The organism is Sphingobium fuliginis, from assembly GCF_004152845.1.
GTDB classification, from domain to species: Bacteria; Pseudomonadota; Alphaproteobacteria; order Sphingomonadales; family Sphingomonadaceae; genus Sphingobium; species Sphingobium fuliginis.
This window is the reverse complement of the sequence record NZ_SEON01000005.1, coordinates 158,654-174,085: the sequence shown is the minus strand read 5'-3', so window position 1 is coordinate 174,085 and position 15,432 is coordinate 158,654. Positions and strand designations below refer to the sequence as shown.

At 63.4% G+C, this 15,432-nt stretch carries 15 protein-coding genes and 1 tRNA gene; 11 read left to right on the top strand and 5 right to left on the bottom strand.

The window, feature by feature from the left end:
• The first annotated feature begins 89 nt into the window (after window positions 1-89).
• Window positions 90-1,010 (top strand): ParB/RepB/Spo0J family partition protein, encoded by a 921-nt coding sequence (locus EWH10_RS13815; RefSeq protein WP_130030010.1) that lies wholly within the window; start codon window positions 90-92, stop codon window positions 1,008-1,010.
• Between the two features lie 82 nt (window positions 1,011-1,092).
• On the opposite strand, the gene EWH10_RS13810 is transcribed toward EWH10_RS13815, so the two are convergent.
• The 4 genes from EWH10_RS13810 to EWH10_RS13795 form a co-directional block, all read right to left on the bottom strand.
• On the bottom strand, window positions 1,093-2,940 hold the full coding sequence (locus EWH10_RS13810; RefSeq protein WP_130030009.1) for a DUF6538 domain-containing protein: 1,848 nt from the start codon (window positions 2,938-2,940) through the stop codon (window positions 1,093-1,095).
• Between the two features lie 83 nt (window positions 2,941-3,023).
• Window positions 3,024-3,098 (bottom strand) — tRNA-Glu (locus EWH10_RS13805).
• 282 nt (window positions 3,099-3,380) lie between these two features.
• Window positions 3,381-4,178: a SapC family protein gene (locus EWH10_RS13800; RefSeq protein WP_025546494.1), complete on the bottom strand. Its 798-nt coding sequence runs from the start codon at window positions 4,176-4,178 to the stop codon at window positions 3,381-3,383.
• Between the two features lie 140 nt (window positions 4,179-4,318).
• The gene (locus EWH10_RS13795) at window positions 4,319-5,758 is read right to left on the bottom strand and encodes an FAD-binding oxidoreductase (protein WP_044661937.1); all 1,440 of its coding nucleotides are present in this window, start codon (window positions 5,756-5,758) and stop codon (window positions 4,319-4,321) included.
• A 78-nt stretch (window positions 5,759-5,836) separates the two neighbouring features.
• Here EWH10_RS13795 and EWH10_RS13790 point away from each other — a divergent pair, with 78 nt between their 5' ends.
• Together EWH10_RS13790 and EWH10_RS13785 are read left to right on the top strand one after the other, a co-directional pair.
• On the top strand, window positions 5,837-6,271 hold the full coding sequence (locus EWH10_RS13790; RefSeq protein WP_044661938.1) for a hypothetical protein: 435 nt from the start codon (window positions 5,837-5,839) through the stop codon (window positions 6,269-6,271).
• 110 nt (window positions 6,272-6,381) lie between these two features.
• Window positions 6,382-7,731: a DEAD/DEAH box helicase gene (locus EWH10_RS13785; RefSeq protein WP_044661939.1), complete on the top strand. Its 1,350-nt coding sequence runs from the start codon at window positions 6,382-6,384 to the stop codon at window positions 7,729-7,731.
• Window positions 7,732-7,807: 76 nt separating this feature from the next.
• On the opposite strand, the gene radC is transcribed toward EWH10_RS13785, so the two are convergent.
• Window positions 7,808-8,503, bottom strand: a complete 696-nt coding sequence (gene radC / locus EWH10_RS13780) for a RadC family protein (RefSeq protein WP_044661940.1) — start codon at window positions 8,501-8,503, stop codon at window positions 7,808-7,810.
• Window positions 8,504-8,631: 128 nt separating this feature from the next.
• On the opposite strand from radC, the gene EWH10_RS13775 reads away from it, so the two are divergent.
• From EWH10_RS13775 to EWH10_RS13740, 8 genes are all read left to right on the top strand, one after another.
• Complete coding sequence (locus EWH10_RS13775) at window positions 8,632-11,865, top strand: intermembrane phospholipid transport protein YdbH family protein (RefSeq protein WP_044661941.1); 3,234 nt, start codon at window positions 8,632-8,634, stop codon at window positions 11,863-11,865.
• On the top strand, window positions 11,862-12,050 hold the full coding sequence (locus EWH10_RS13770) for a YnbE family lipoprotein (protein WP_044661942.1): 189 nt from the start codon (window positions 11,862-11,864) through the stop codon (window positions 12,048-12,050). The genes EWH10_RS13775 and EWH10_RS13770 overlap by 4 nt, the downstream gene beginning before the upstream one ends.
• Window positions 12,047-12,448 (top strand): YdbL family probable chaperone protein, encoded by a 402-nt coding sequence (locus EWH10_RS13765; protein WP_065846221.1) that lies wholly within the window; start codon window positions 12,047-12,049, stop codon window positions 12,446-12,448. The genes EWH10_RS13770 and EWH10_RS13765 overlap by 4 nt, the downstream gene beginning before the upstream one ends.
• A 192-nt stretch (window positions 12,449-12,640) precedes the next feature.
• Window positions 12,641-12,964: an AtpZ/AtpI family protein gene (locus EWH10_RS13760; protein ID WP_025546506.1), complete on the top strand. Its 324-nt coding sequence runs from the start codon at window positions 12,641-12,643 to the stop codon at window positions 12,962-12,964.
• Between the two features lie 75 nt (window positions 12,965-13,039).
• Window positions 13,040-13,798, top strand: coding sequence for a F0F1 ATP synthase subunit A (locus EWH10_RS13755; RefSeq protein WP_479725518.1), 759 nt, complete (start codon window positions 13,040-13,042; stop codon window positions 13,796-13,798).
• A 53-nt stretch (window positions 13,799-13,851) separates the two neighbouring features.
• The gene (locus EWH10_RS13750) at window positions 13,852-14,079 is read left to right on the top strand and encodes a F0F1 ATP synthase subunit C (protein ID WP_004207392.1); all 228 of its coding nucleotides are present in this window, start codon (window positions 13,852-13,854) and stop codon (window positions 14,077-14,079) included.
• Window positions 14,080-14,169: 90 nt separating this feature from the next.
• Complete coding sequence (locus EWH10_RS13745; RefSeq protein ID WP_044661943.1) at window positions 14,170-14,664, top strand: F0F1 ATP synthase subunit B family protein; 495 nt, start codon at window positions 14,170-14,172, stop codon at window positions 14,662-14,664.
• Window positions 14,657-15,271, top strand: coding sequence for a F0F1 ATP synthase subunit B family protein (locus tag EWH10_RS13740; protein ID WP_044661944.1), 615 nt, complete (start codon window positions 14,657-14,659; stop codon window positions 15,269-15,271). The genes EWH10_RS13745 and EWH10_RS13740 overlap by 8 nt, the downstream gene beginning before the upstream one ends.
• The last annotated feature ends 161 nt before the right edge of the window (window positions 15,272-15,432 follow it).

Here is a 15,432-nt window from a genome sequence, read left to right as displayed (position 1 = left end):
AGATTTTTGCCCCTTTTACAGTTGGGTGACCTCCGGCAAGTTTGCACACGATTAGTGGCATTCCCGATCTGAGAGCAAAGCGCTTTCAGATGGAGATGACCATGATCGAAGAAACAGACACGCAGGCCCAGCTGTTTCCTGGGCAATCACTTGCCAGTTGGGAAAAGCCGGAGGACGATGATTCAATCCACACCATTCACCCCTCCCAATGTGTTGCTTGGGCAGGCAACGCCCGGCATGCTCAGGAATTCTGCCCGCGCCGCTCGGCCGAACTGATCGACAGTATCGCCCGCGAGGGGCAACGCATGCCTATCATCGTGCGTCGCTCTAGCGAGGGGGCTGGTCATTACGAGATCATCGCAGGGATGCGTCGGCACGCGGCCGTCGGCCTGCTCCTCGCCAAGGGACTGGATGTGCAGCTGAAAGCGAGGATCATTTCCGTCGATGATGAAGAGGCGTGGCGCATCTCAGAGGCCGAGAATGCAGGGCGGCAAGATGTAACGCCGCTTCAACGTGCAAGATCTTGGGCATGGGCCATGGAGCGGTTCCACCTCGGGCGGCAGGATCGCCTCGCCGCCGCAGTCGGCAAGGATGTCGCGACTGTCAGCCGAACCTTATCGCTGCTGAACGTACCGCAAGAGATCCTTGACGTCCTGCTCGATCCCGAAGCCATGAGCATCAATTTCGCTTCGAAGCTGCAGGCTCGTTTGAGCGACGATACACAACGTGAGGCTGCTTTGACGCGGGCGAAACAAATTCGGGAGCTCGAGCTACGGTTGGCGGGTCCTAAGCTGCTGGAGGAGCTATTTTTAGCGACCGAGCAGTTGAACGCGCAGACGATTTTCGATCTTGATGACGTGCTCGAGATTGCCAAGGTTCGCCTGACTCGCAAAGCAGATCGAACATTGTCTCTCCGCGTCAAACCCCTGACGCAGGATCTGACAAAGCGCGAGCGCACTGCTTTGCTGCGTAGCATCGAAAAGGCTCTCTCCTCGGCTCTCGATAGCTGATGCCATAGGCCGGGGCGCCGCGTTCGGCGTCCCGACCAGTATTGGATCGGCTCGTTCAAGATATACGCGTGCTACTGGCTATCTACGCCGCATCGCGGATCGGCGGCGGTAGAAGCGCGACGACAGATGCCCAATTGATTTTTGCCATGACCTTCTGGATCGCAGGCCAATCGACAGATGAGAAATCAAGCTTGTGCAATTCGCGGTAGAGAACCCAAAGCGGCTGCCCTTCGCCGTATTTGCCGCCGACCGTCGTCGCCGCATGTCCGCACAATTGGTTCAACACCATTTCCTGGACGTCTGCGGTGCGGCCGCGATTCTTGAAGGTGTGCCTGAACGAGTGATACACCAGTCTTCGGTCACCGGTGACCTGTCGGTCGATGAAACGATTGATCCGCTGTGACGCCGCCTGGGTTCGCTTTCCGAACATGTTCGCGGCCAGGTCAGGGAAAAGCTCCTTATGCCCGGCATATCGAAGGGCTTCGACATAGAGATGAAACCCGCAGGCGATCACCATGTCATGGAGCGGCACCAGCCGGCGTGAACCATCGTTCTTCACCGACTTGTCCTCTGAGGTTTCATCGGCATCAGAATTATAATTATCGACATCGATATATGTGACGTGGTTATCGCGCCGCACGTCTGCGACGGCCGCCTGTCCGATCTCCTCCAACCGTGCGCCCGAGGTGAGTCCGATAAGCAGCAACCAAAACATGGTGCTGTCGCTGACCGCCGCGCCAGCGATCCGCCAGTCGGCGGGATTGAGAAACAAGGGTGCTGCAAAAAGTGCCGCAATCTCGCTGTCAAGAAATGTACGGCGACCCTTGCTCTTCGTCTTGCTGTAGCCGTCGATCGCGATACCTTTACTGATGTCTCGGGCAATGAGGCGATTACGCTTGCCATATCCAAGGATTGCCTGAAGCGCGCCCAACTGCTTCTTGACGGTCGTAGCGCTGATTTTCCCTCCCTCGACCTCGCCGAATTTCGCGAGGCGGGCGGTGAACGTCAGGGCGCGGTCCGCGGAAGACATTCGGGACGGCATCTTGACCACCGCGTCGAGCCAGTTGTGGATATCGTCCTCGGTCACCTCCATAGCCGGGATGTCGCCGATATAGTCAATGAATTCCTCAATCGCGCGGCGATACTCACGGGCGGATTGGGGACGAGGGGTCATGCCCTCTTTCCACTTCTCGTACAGTTCGAGGAGCCGCATGTCGGGCCGGAGCCTAGGCGTCGCGCTAACAGGTTTGCGGGCGGAGCCTTCTTCTTCCAGCCGGGCCTGGTCCAGATAGGTGGCGACGGCTTCGCCGATGCCATCCGGCATGTCAGCGCGACGAAGACTCGCATAGCGGGCAATCTGTTCCACGACTCGATCTGCCTGGGCGAGACGGACTTGAGCTTCCGTGACCGGATCGGATCTGCGCCACATTCCCTGCTTTGGCCAGAGATGGCCAGTGGCTTTGTCTCGCAGCTTCGACTCGTGCGCACGAAACAGGGCTGCGTTGATCGACAATTCCCACCAGCGATCAGGCGAGGACAAAGGAGTAGTCAGGCAGGCCAAAGGTTCGGCCGCAAAAATGCCCCGGTCAACTTCCTGAAAGGCGAGACGAAGCCGCTCATGCCCGTCCAGCCCGCCGTCAGGGGCGCCCCCTTCAAAATAAGCTCGGATGAGGTGCTCAGCCTGCTCGCGTTGACAGGGGCGCGGGTCTCCCGTCGCGGCAAGTCGGTGGCGCGCCGTCTCAAGCTGCTGCTCGAACTCCGCGTTGACGGCGATGAACAATTGCGCCGCCCGAACAAAATCTTTCGTGCGCAGCGATTGCTTGTGCACCGCCCGCATCCCGAAGGCGGGGCGGAGGTTCTCGGGGATCTGTCTGCGGAGGTAATAAGCCCCGGTCTGGGGGTGCCGCCAGGGCTGTGCCATCTGTGCCATTCTCGTCTCGCTGTACCAAGGCGCTGTACCAGCGAGAGGTCAAGAAAGGCTGAATCGCAGCATTCTGCGCCCAAATGGGCTAATGGTGACCCCTACGGGAATCGAACCCGTGTTTCAGCCGTGAGAGGGCCGCGTCCTGACCGCTAGACGAAGGGGCCACAGGCCGCGCTGGGCGGCGAGTAGGGAGCCGCCTTTAGGAGGGCGCGTCGGCGTCGTCAAGGGAAACCCGCGCCATTTCCTTCAGCCAATAAAAAACCACCCCATGCGATTCGCATGGGGTGGCCAAGGTTCAGGGAGGAGACGCCTCCAAAGGGGGAGGCGCCCATACGACACACCCGAAAGGGGGGCAGGTGCGCCGTATGTTCAGTAAATAGAGAAAGCCGCGCGGAGTTTCAAGTGGCACCGCGCAACCTTTTTCCTTAAATATCTGTCATGAATGCTTAATTTGGTTGGGCATCCGCTGTCTGGGGCGCTGCCGGGACGGCGATCGGGCCCTTGCCCTGCGAAACCTGCGCCTCGAACAGTTCCCGCATGAGCTGCAGCGAGAAGAGATGCGCGTAAATGAGCGGCAGCATGCCGTTCTGGCTGATCTTGCGAAGCTGGTCGCCGCGCATGTCGCGCAGCTTTTCCTCGTTCACCATGCGGAAGCCGCGATAGACGAAGGGTTGGTCATTGCCGGGCACCTGGATGGCGACTTCGCCGTCCATCAGCAGGTCGAGATCCTTCAGATCCTTCATGAACTGGCCGGTACGCGCCGCTGCCTGTTCGAAATCCTCGCAGAATTTGAGCACGCCCTGCGTCAGTTCGCTGGGCTTGCCGTCTTCGAACAGCGGCTGGCCCTCCTCGAACGTACCGAGCGCGTCGCTGGTCGGATCGAAGCAGAGTGAGAGTTCGTCGCTGTCGGGGCGCAACTTCGCCAGCATCCAGGGATAGCGGCGGACATAGGCGGGGACATAGGCCGGGCCACGCAGCTTGCCATCATCGTCGAGGAAGGTGTTGACGCCTTCGTTGAGGCCCATCAGCGCCAGAGGAACGGGCTCGTCCCCGGCGGAGAAGATGATCGGCACGAAGCGCTGGGCGGCGACGAATTCGTCCACGGTCAGCGGAATGGCGTGCTGGGTCGTCAGGAACGGCGCCGAATCGACGGTGCGGCTCCGCCAGGCGGCGTGATCGACGCTGCTCAGCGGAATGAGATCGTTGTAGAAGACGGGAAGGCCGTTCGCGGGCGCGCTTGCCATGATGTGCTAGTCCATTTCCAACAAAAAGCGGCGCATTTTCCCTTGCGCCGCTAGCCTGATACTGGGCCGAGGGGGATAAAGCCCTTGGACGCGGGAGGCAATCGCTTTGTCGATGCCCAGTGCTGCCGCCGGGGCTGGCTTCAGCCTTCCTCCGGACGGGGGATCAGCTTGTCCGGATTCATGATGCCCTGGGGATCGAATGCGGCCTTGACCGCGCGCAGGGCGTGGAGGCGCGCGGGGCTGGAGAGGCGGCCGAGTTCGGCGCGCTTCATCTGGCCGATGCCATGTTCGGCGGAGATGGAGCCGCCCGCCGCGACCACCGCATCATGGACGAAGCTGTTGATCGCCTGACCCTCCGCCGCGATCCATGCCGGACCGTCGGTCGTGCCCCTGGGCGCGCGGACATGGAAATGGACGTTGCCGTCCCCCAGATGACCGAAGGAGGAGGCGGTGGTGCCGGGAAAGGCCCTTTCCGCCGCTGCCGCGGCTTCGATCATGAAGGCGGGCATCCGCGCAACCGGCACGCTGATGTCATATTGCAGCGCCGGTCCCTGCGCCCGTTCGGATTCGGAGAGCGATTCGCGGATGCGCCAGAAGGCTTCCGCCTGCGTTTCATTGGCGGCGATGGCGGCGTCGACGGCGAGGCCCTGTTCCAACGCATCGGCCAGCGCGCTCTCCAGCCGGTCGGCGGGCGTCGGATCGCGTGGGTCGCCATGGTCGACCTCTACCAGCACATGCCAGGGCGTGCGCGTTGCAATCGGGCAGCGGGTGCCGGGAACATGCGACAGGACATGGCCCAGGCCGTCGTCCGCGATCACTTCGAACCCTTCGACACTGTCGCCCAGATGGGCTTCGCAAAGCCGGAGCAGGGCCAGCGCATCGGCAGGTGAGGAGACGCCGATCCAGCCGACGGCGCGAGCCGCAATGGCGGGCACCAGGCGCAGCGCGGCGGCGGTGACGATTCCCAAAGTCCCTTCGGCGCCGATCAGCAATTGCTTGATGTCATAGCCGCGATTGTCCTTCTTGAGGGCATCCAGGCCATGGAAGATGCCGCCGTCCGGCAGGACAGCCTCAATCCCCTCGACCAGCGCCCGCATCGTGCCGTGGCGCAGCACCTGGGTTCCGCCGGCATTGGTGGAGATGAGCCCGCCGATGGTGGCCGAACCCTTGGCCCCAAGGCTCAGTGGAAAGCGGCGGCCAACGGCGGCGGCGGCATCGTGGAGGTTGGAGAGGATGACCCCCGCTTCGCAGACGGCAAGATTGTCGTGCGGAGACAGGTTGCGGATATGGTTCATCCGGCGGAGCGACAGGATCAGCGCAGAACCGTCCGCCGGGGGCGTGGCGCCGCCCACCATGGAAGTGTTGCCACCCTGCGGCACCAGCGGCACGCCAAGATCGGCGGCAAGGCGGACCGCGGCGGCGACCTGGCCGGTCGATTCCGGCTGAAGAATGGCGGCGGCAGCGCCGTGATAGCGTCCGCGCCAGTCGCTGACCCACGGGGCGATGTCGTCCGCATCGGTCACGACGCGCTTTTCCCCCAGCAGGGCCGTGAATCGGGCGATAACATCTTGTCCTATCATGGGACTGTCCTATGCCTTGGAATTCATCGACGGTTCAACCTTTGGCCCATAGCGTCCGCGTCCCAAAAGGGGTTCGACTTGTTTCATTCCGTCCTGCTGCTGTTGTCCGCGTCAGCCGCCGAGCCCGTGCAATGGGCGCAACTGACGATCGAGCAGCGTGTCATCATCCGCGTGCCGATGGCAAGGAAGGGGCGTGCGCCCGCGCGTCCCACGCCGGAGGCGCGGAATGACTGGAAGGAGAAGAAGGGGCCGCGCTGCATCGCGCTGCGATCGATTCGGTCGGCAAGCATAGTGATGGACAATGCCATAGATCTGCTGCTGGCTGATAATCACCGCTATCGCGCAAGGCTGGAGCGCGGGTGCAACAGCATGGGTTTCTATTCCGGATTCTATGTCGAGCCCGATGAGGACGGCTCGCTCTGTTCCGGGCGCGACGAATTGCAGGCGCGGAGCGGGGCCAGTTGCGCGATCGAGGGTTTCCGCCGGCTGGAGCAGGCCGAACCGGACGATTGACCGCATCATCTTCGCGATTTTCTTGACAAGAGGCCGATATTTCCGCAAGGCGCGCCCGATTTCCCTGCGCGTTTTCGTGCGGTGGAGAGCCTCCTGTCCCGGACATCTGAATGACTTTTGCCGATCTCGGCCTTTCCGACGAATTATTGAAGGCCGTTACCGAGGCCGGATATGACACGCCCACGCCGATTCAGGCACAGGCGATCCCGCCCGTGCTGATGATGAAGGACATCATCGGCATCGCGCAGACGGGAACGGGCAAGACCGCCAGCTTCGTGCTGCCGATGATCGACATCCTCGCCCATGGCCGCGCCCGCGCGCTGATGCCGCGATCGCTGATCCTGGAGCCGACGCGTGAACTCGCTGCCCAGGTGGCCGAGAATTTCGAGAAATACGGGAAGTATCACAAGCTCAACATGGCGCTGCTGATCGGCGGCGTGCAGATGGGCGATCAGCTCAAAGCCCTGGAAAAAGGCGTCGACGTGCTGATCGCGACGCCGGGGCGGCTGATGGACCTGTTCCAGCGGGGCAAGATACTGCTCAACGGCTGCAGCATGCTGGTGATCGACGAAGCCGACCGGATGCTCGACATGGGCTTCATCCCGGACATCGAGGAGATTTGCACAAAGCTGCCCGCCCAGCGGCAGACGCTGCTGTTCTCCGCGACCATGCCGCCGGTGATCAAGAAGCTGGCCGACCGGTTCCTCAGCAATCCCAAGTCGATCGAGGTGGCGCGGCCCGCCACGGCCTCGACCAACATCACCCAGCGTCTGGTGAAGGTCGATTCGCGCAAGAAGCGGGAGGCCCTGCGCGCGATGCTGGATGCCGAGGACGTGCAGAGCGCGGTGATCTTCTGCAACCGCAAGACCACGGTGCGTGAACTCAACAAGAGCCTTCAGCGCCATGGCTTCAAATCGGGCGAGATTCACGGCGACATCGACCAGTCGGCGCGCATCGCGGAACTGGAGCGGTTCCGGGCGGGGACGGTGAACATATTGGTGGCGTCCGACGTTGCGGCGCGCGGGCTGGACATCAAGGGCGTGAGCCATGTGTTCAATTTCGACGCGCCTTGGCATCCCGACGATTATGTCCATCGCATCGGCCGCACGGGCCGCGCAGGGGCGAAGGGCGTAGCCTATACCTTCGTGACGTCGGACGATGCCGAGGCGATCGACAATATCCAGAAGCTGATCAAGCAGAAGATCGAGACCATCGACGCACCGGTCGCTGCTGCTCCCGCCGAAAAGGCGAAGGAGGAACCGCGCCGTTCGGGCCGGGATCGGAAAGACGACCGCAAGTCCGACAAGCGCCGCGACGACCGCCGCCGTGAAGAACCGCGTGCTGCGCGGCCGGAGGGCAATGGCGCCCGACCGCGGCGGCCAGAACCGGTGGACGATGGTCCGGACGAAGGCTGGAACGGACCGGTTCCGGAGTTTCTTTCGGTGGGGTTTGGCGCTTAGTTGCCGTTGCAGGCCAGGCGTGGCCTGTTTTCGGCCCTCCTAAGACATCCCTCCCGGCCGCTTCGACGCACGGTCCCTAGATCAGCCCTTTCGCACGCAGGCTGCTGTGCCCCTGTGTCCCTATGATGATATGGTCATGCACCGCGATGTTGAGCCGCTTGCCCGCTTCCGCGATCTGCCGGGTGATTTCTATATCCTGACGGCTGGGTTCCGGCGATCCGCTGGGATGATTGTGGACAAGGATCAACGCTGCCGAGCCAAGGTCGATCGCCCGTCGAATAACCTCCCGGGTATAAATCGCCGCCTGGTCGATCGAACCGTCGCCCATATGCTCGTCGCGGATCAGCATGTTCCGGCTGTTGAGGTGCAACACCCGCACCCGCTCCACCGTCAGAAAGGCCATGTCGGCGCGCAGATAGTCGAGCAGCGCCTGCCAGCTTGCCAGCACCGGCTTTTCCGCCACTCCGTTGCGTAGCATCCGCAGCATCGTCGCCTGAACGATCTTGATCGCGGCGATGCTGGTGTCGCCCATGCCGGGAACGCGGGCAATCGCCTGCCAGTCAGCCGCCATCAGCCCACCGATGCCATCGAATTCGCGCAGCAGCGCCTTTGCCAGTGGTTTCGTGTCGCGACGGGGTATGGCCAGTGCCAGCAGATATTCGATCAGTTCATGATCATGCAACGCTTCGCCGCCGCTCTCCGCCAGTTTTCGGCGCAGCCGGGCGCGATGCCCGACGCCGTCGTGCGCAGCCTTCAAATCCTGATCCGGCAAAGTCTTACCTGTCCCCCGCATGCGAAGGGGGACGCTATTCATTGCGGATTTATCGGGCAAGGATATTTAGGAGTGATCGGACGTTATGCAGGCGTTACGGACTTGAGCACGCGGGTTTGACCAGAAGCATGGAAGATGAAGACGGCGAAAAGGAGATTCGCCGCGGCTGGCTCCGCTGGCTTGGAGTGGGCACGGGGTCGCTGGCGCTGATCCTTGCCGCGCTGTGGACGCAGCGCGCGCCCATCGCAGAAAATTTCATCAGCCGCGAACTCAACCGGCGTGGCGTGCAGGGCAGCTATGATCTGACGGACATAGGCCTTCGCACCCAGCGGATCGAGAATATCGTGCTGGGCGATCCCGCTCGTCCCGATTTGACGGCGCGCTGGGTGGAGGTCGACATCGCTTTCACAGGGCTGACCCCGCAAGTGGCGGCGGTGCGGGCAGGTGGCGTCAGGATGCGGGGGTCGTTGCACAATGGCGTGCTGAAGCTGGGAGAGGTCGACAAATTCCGGGACCCGAAATCCACGGCGCCCTTCAGCCTGCCGGACATTCTGCTGGCGCTCAGCGATGCGCGACTGCGGCTGGATACCGATGCCGGCCCGATCGGCATGCAGATAGAGGGGAAGGGGAATCTGCGATCGGGCTTCCGGGGCAGGCTGGCGGCGGCGATGCCGAATGGAGGCGTCGAGGGATGCGGGCTGGCCGACCTGCGGGCGATGCTGGATGTTGCCATGCAGGACGGACGCCCACATCTCTCCGGCCCGTTGCGCGGCGCAGCGCTGGCCTGTCGCGATGCCGGCATCGCCGTGGCGAAACCGGCTGCGGATGTGGATGTCTGGCTCGGCAAGGCGTTGGATCGCTGGACCGGCCGCGTCGACCTGACGGGGGAAGCGCTCAAGTCCGGCGGCATGGTTCTGGCGCGCCCCTCAGGCCGGATCGATTTCGACGGAACGGCTGCCAAAACCGCCGGGCGAGCGCGAATCGGGGCGACGGCTCTGTCGGCCGGCGCCGCATTGGCCGGACCCGCCGACTTTCAGGGCGCCTGGCATGTCGGCAAGGGCGATATGGGTCTTGAGGGGCGGCTGTCCGTTCGGCAGTTGCGGTTCGCCGGCCGCGATCCCCTGGCGGCTGCGCGCGAATCTACGGTCGGGACGCCCGTTGGGCCGCTGGTCGCGCGCCTGGCCGATGCCACGCGCCGCGCCGGCGCGGACAATGTCCTGCAAACCACCCTGGCCTTCGCTCAGCAAGGGAAGGCGGGCAGCCTAGCCTTGACCGACACCCGCTTTTCGGCGCGCAGCGGTGCGCGGATCGCCATAGCCGGGGAAGGTCGCGTGACCATCGGCTGGCCTGGCAGGGCCGGGCAGGCGATCGACTGGGCGCTCGACGGAGCGATCACGACGGAGGGCGGCGGATTGCCGAGGGCGGCGCTGCGTTTGGGGCGGAGGCCGGGCGGCGGCTTTGGCGGACAATTGTTCCTTGAGCCCTATGCGGCGGGCGATGCCAGGTTAAGCCTGGAGCCGGTGCGATTCGTTGCGGGGCCGAAGGGCGATACGCGCTTCTCGACGCAGGTGCGGCTCGACGGGCCGCTTCCCGGTGGAAGGCTGCGCGGGCTGGTGGCGCCCGTTGAAGGGCAAATGAACGCCAAGGGTCTATTGGCGATCAACCCGCATTGCGTGCCCATCTCGCTGATCGAGGCGCGCTATGGCAATTTTTCGCTGGGGCGGACCCGGCAGACGTTGTGCCCCGTCGGGCAGGCGCTGCTTGCCGTCGGGCCGGGCGGTGTGAGTGGCGGCGCTGAAATCCGCAAACTCGCATTGGCGGGCAAAAGCGGCGACAGCCCAATGCGCCTTTCCGCCGATAGCGCTCGTTTCGCTCTGGGACAGCAGGGTTTTGCACTTGCCAATGCCGATCTGGCGATCGGTCCGCAGGATTCGCCTGTTCGGTTGAGCGCGGCGACGCTGACCGGCAACGCCACGGCCCAGGGCTTGGGCGGCCGGTTGACGGGGGCAGGCGGCCGGATCGGGTCCGTGCCGCTGATCGTCGAAAATGGCGCGGGCGACTGGAGCTTCGCCGGGGGCGCGCTGAAGCTGGCGGCCGGGATGACGGTGCGCGATGCGCAGGCGCCGGGCCGGTTCGAACCGCTGAATGTTCCCGACTTCGCGCTGACGTTGAAGGATTCGAAGATTGCAGCGACGGGATCGTTGCGGACGCCGCGCAATGATGCGCTGGTAGCCCGGGCAGTCATCGCGCATGATCTGAGCAGTGGGCGAGGCAAGGCGGATCTGGCGGTTCCGGCACTGTCCTTTGGTCCTGGTCTCCAGCCGGAGGATGTGACCCGCCTCGCCCTTGGCGTGGTGGCCAATGTGACGGCGCAGGTCAGCGGGGAAGGGCATATCCGCTGGAACGGGACGCATGTGACCAGCGATGGCCTGTTCGGGACCGACAATGCCAGCCTGGCGGCGGCTTTCGGCCCGGTGGAGGGGTTGTCCGGCGAACTGCGTTTCACCGATCTGCTCGGTCTCGTCAGCGCGCCGGGGCAGGAAGTGCGAATCAGGTCGGTCAATCCGGGTGTAGAGGTTCGCGACGGCCTTGTGCGCTATCGGCTGGAGGCGGGGCAGAAGGTGCGGATCGAAGGGGGCGGCTGGCCCTTTTCCGGCGGGGAGCTGGTCCTGCTGCCGACGACGATGGATTTCAGCGCAGATGTGGACCGTTATTTGACCTTCCGCGTCATCGGTCTGGATGCGGGCGCCTTCATCCAGGCGATGGACCTCAAGAATATTTCCGCCACGGGTACGTTCGACGGCATCATGCCTCTGATCTTCAACGCGCAGGGCGGGCGCGTGGCGGGGGGCGTGCTGACCGCGCGGCAGCAAGGCATGCCGCCGCTGATGATGCCCGAAGGCGTGCTGCCCACCATCCCCTGCGATCCGACGCGCCAGTCGGGGACCCTTTCCTATGTGGGGCCGGTGTCGAACGAGCAGTTGGGCGCGATGGGGCGGCTGGCCTTCGATGCGCTCAAGAATCTCCAGTATAAATGCCTCACCATATTGATGGACGGCGCGCTGGATGGAGAGATGGTGACGAACGTCGTCTTCAACGGCGTCAATCGCGGGCAGATCGGTGGGGCGCCGGCGGGTCTGGCGCGGAATTTCACGGGCCTGCCCTTCATCTTCAACGTGCGGATCGCCGCTCCCTTCCGGGGCCTTCTGGGAACCGCGCAGTCCTTCATCGATCCGTCAACGCTCATACAAAACAGCATAGGCGACCAGATGCAGGAGAAGATGCGGGCCACGATCGGCCAGGAGGGGGTTGCAGTTCAGCCTGCCGAAAGCGAAACTATGCGAAATGGGGAGCAGAAATGAAGAAGCGAACGATCATCGTGGCGGGCTTCGCCGGTCTGGCCTTGGGGGGCTGCATCCAGGTGAAGGCGCCCGACAAGCCGATAGAGATCAACCTCAACGTGAAGGTGCAGCAGGAGGTCGTTGTTCGCCTGCAGCGCGATGCGCAAGATTTGATCCAGAATAACCCGGAGTTGTTCCCGCAATGACACGCAAATTTTTGATGCTTGCCGCCTCTGCCGCGGTCGTGCTGGCGACCGGCCTGGCCATGACTTCTCCGGCGCGGGCGCAGTCGGGCGCGGTCGCCGCCGCCATGAGCGCGGGGGCGGTGGGCGAGCAGGCCGACGGCTATCTCGGCATTGCCGGTTCGGTGAGCGACGCGGTGCGGCAGGAAGTCGAATCGATCAACATCAAGCGCAGGGCCGCCTATACCGACCTTGCCGGCAAGCGCGGCGTGACCGTGCAGGATGTGGCGGCGGCGACCGGATGCCAGACGCTCAGCAGCAGGGTGAAGCCCGGGCAGGTCTATCGGATCGGCGCGGGCGCGTGGCAGACCAAGGGCGCGGGCCCCATCGCGCTGCCGGGCTATTGCGCCACGGCGGGGTGATTTACCTCAGGCCGGACTTGCCGGGCTAGTGGACTTTGGACCCAGCTTCGTTCGGACAGGAAATTCTCTGGCCCAACGACGGTTGACACTCCTGAAAGCCCTTTCTAAACGGGCCGCGCCTTGACGGGTGCAGCCGCAAGCGCCATGCCGCCTGACGTTGGCTTTTAAAGCCTTGACGGAAAGGATGGCTGGATGGCGGCGGATGCACCGGGGCAGGACCCGGCGGGGGAAGATGCGCGCATCGCTTCTTTGGAGGAGCGGATCGCGCAGGCCGAACATGCCGAAAAGGTCAGACAGGGGACACAGGTGCAGCAGGCGGACGATGGGTCGCGTCTCGGCAACAGGGTTCTCGCGGAGCTGATCGGCGGTCTTGCTGGCGGTGCCGTGGTTGGTGGGACTCTGGACTACTTTCTGCGGACATCCCCATGGCTCCTGTTGGCATTCCTCGGTCTCGGGATCGTGGCGGCGTTCAGGAACATCATCAGATTGACGACGACGAAGCGTCCCGACCGATAGGGACGCTTTTATCTTAGTCCGAAGGCAAAGACGTTACAGGGGTCCAGCGTGGCAGAATCCGGCAAAATCGATCCGATGCACCAGTTTGCGATCGAACCGCTGTTCGGTACGGATCATCTGTCGATCGGCGGCTTCAACATCGCTTTCACCAACAGCGCGCTCTATATGGTGGCGGCCGCCGTGGTGCTTTGGATCTTCGTCGTCGGCGGCATGAAGCGCGAACTGGTTCCCGGCCGCTGGCAGATGGCGGTCGAATATATGACCGGCTTCATCAAGAGCCTGCTGATCGCCAATGTGGGCGAGGGCGGCAAGAAGTACATTCCTTACGTCTTCTCGCTGTTCATGTTCATCCTGCTGGCGAACCTGCTGGGCCTGCTGCCGCTGGGTCTGGTCGGCCTGCATCCCTTCACCTTCACCAGCCATTTCACCGCGACCGGCGTGCTCGCGATCATGAGCTTCTCGATCGTGCTGGCTGTGGGCTTCTACAAGCATGGCCTGCACTTCTTCTCGCTGTTCGTGCCGCACGGCACCCCGGCGCTGATGGTGGTGCCGCTCTTCTTCATCGAACTCGTTTCCTTCATGGTGCGTCCGTTCAGCCTTGGCCTGCGACTGTTCGTCGCGATGACCGCCGGGCACGTGCTTTTGAAGGTGCTCGCAGGTTTCGTCATCAACAGCGCCAATGCCAGCCCTGCGCTTGGCCTGACCGTCGGCGCCGCCAGCTTCATCCTGATGATCGGCATCAGCGCCCTGGAAGTGCTGGTGGCGGTGATCCAGGCCTATGTGTTCGCGCTGCTGACCTCGGTCTACATCAACGATGCCGAGAACCTGCACTGATTTTCCGCCATTACCTCAACGTTCGAATAGAGTTTAGAAAAGGAGTTTATAACATGGACGCAGAAGCCGCAAAGCTGCTCGGTGCTGGCCTGGCCGCCATCGGTGCGGGCATCGCCGCCCTCGGTGTGGGCAACGTCTTCAGCTCGTTCCTCGAAGGCGCGCTGCGCAACCCCGGCGCTGCCGACGGCCAGCAGGGCCGCCTGTTCATCGGCTTCGCCGCCGCGGAACTTCTGGGTCTGCTGGCGTTCGTTATCGCCATGATCCTGGTGTTCGTGGCCTGAACAGCCGCTTTGGGGCGGGCAGGGGTGGCCGGTCGGCCGCCATGCCCGTCCTCTGATTGACCGCGCCCTGATCGGACGGACCCGAAAAAAATGCCTCAAATCGCGCAAATTGCCGAAACCTATTCATCGCAGATCTTCTGGCTGCTGCTGACATTCGGTTTCGTTTTCTTCGTCATCGGCCTCGGCATGGTGCCAAAGGTTCAGGCGACGGCCGATGCGCGCGACGCGAAGATCACCGGCGATCTGGATGCCGCCAAGGCGGCTTTCGCCCGCGCCGATGAGGCGGAGGCCGACTATCGCGCCCGCGACGCCGAAAGCCGTGCTGCCGTCCAGGCAAGCCTGGCCAAGGCGAAGGTGGAGGCAGCCAAGGCTTCGGAAGCCAAGCTGGCCGCCGCCGATGCGGACATTGCAGGCCGGATCAATGCGGCCGAAGCCCGTATCAAGGCTGCCACCGACGCAGCCATGGCAGAGATTGAAACCGTTGCCGCTGATGCAGCGCGCGACATGGTGGCTCGCATTTCCGGCGTGAACGCGTCGGAAGATGCAGCCCGCAACGCAGTAAAGGCGGCACTGGCCCATGGCTGAGGCAGCAGCACAGCATAGCGAGACGGAAGCCCCGCACCTGAATGAGGCGATCCATTCGGAGGGGATGGAGCCGGTCGGCACCGTCGCTCACGAAGGCGTGGCCCCGCACACCGACCCGAAGGCCGTCGGCATGGATGCCACGGCCTGGGTCAGTCTGGCGATGGCGGTGTTCATCCTGATCCTGTTGATCAAGAAGGTGCCCGGTCTGATCGGCGGCGCGCTGGATGGCCGGATCGCGCAGATCAAGGCGCAGTTGGAGGAAGCCTCCAAGCTTCGCGCCGAAGCCGAAGCGCTCAAGGCCGAATATGAAGCCAAGCTGGCGGCTGCCGCCGGCGAGGCGGAGGCGATGCGCAAGTCCGCCGAGCATGAAGCGGCAACGCTGCTGGAGGACGCCAGGGCCAATGCCGTCGCGCTGGTCGCGCGTCGTCAGAAGATGGCGGAGGACAAGATCGGCGCGGCTGAGCGTGCGGCGATCGCGGGCATCCGGTCCAAGGCGGTGAACGCCGCGACCGGCGCCGCGGCGGCGCTGATCGCTCAGGGCCATGATGCGCAGGCCGATAAGCTTTTGGTCGATGACGCGATCAGGGGGCTTGGCCCGAGCGTCTGACAGACACTGCCTAGGGTTGAATAGAAAGGCCAGTGCGATTTTGCGCTGGCCTTTTTCTTTGAGCGGTGAAGCGGTTTCAGAGCATCGTGCAGAAAAGCCAGTCCTAGCCTGTCGAAGGATGGCGACCGGTTCCTGCTTAAAAGGATGGGACTACAGAAACC